At 42.7% G+C, this 457-nt stretch carries 1 protein-coding gene; it reads right to left on the bottom strand.

The window, feature by feature from the left end:
* Positions 1 to 3 precede the first annotated feature (3 nt).
* Positions 4 to 457: 2-amino-4-hydroxy-6-hydroxymethyldihydropteridine diphosphokinase (gene folK, locus K9U40_RS23720; RefSeq protein ID WP_282892509.1), on the bottom strand; the 454-nt coding region annotated here is incomplete at its 5' end.

The following is a 457-nucleotide window of genomic DNA, read 5'->3' as shown; positions in this document are numbered from 1 at the left end:
GCTTTAAGCCCAAGACTCATCAGCAAGTACAGTCAGCGTTGGCTGCTGTATGAGTTCTAAATTTTTAAGTGGCTGATCATTAATATGTAGATCAGCATCTAAATCTAATAAAGGAATCACAACAAAATCTCGTTGTAATATTCCTACATGCGGCACGGTTAAGCGCTCATTTTGTATTTTTTCATTGCCATAAATCAGTAGATCAAGATCTAAAGTTCGCTCCCCCCAATGACGGAGCCTCACCCGCCCAGCTTCCTGCTCAAAACGCTGTAACTGGTCAAGTAAGTCCAGCGGAAGTAACTCGGTTTTTAGCTGAGCGACTGCATTTAGATAATTCGGCTGATCTTGGGGACCCATAGGGGGACTTTGGTAAAGTTTAGATACTTTCACTTCACCAAGAGATTTAAGTTTGGCTATCGCTTCAGACAGAATCTGGCGTGAGTCACCTAGGTTACTT

The sequence above is a fragment of the Xanthobacter autotrophicus genome, assembly GCF_030015065.1.
Taxonomy (GTDB): domain Bacteria; phylum Pseudomonadota; class Alphaproteobacteria; order Rhizobiales; family Xanthobacteraceae; genus Xanthobacter; species Xanthobacter autotrophicus_D.
This window is presented reverse-complemented; position numbering and strand designations above follow the sequence as displayed.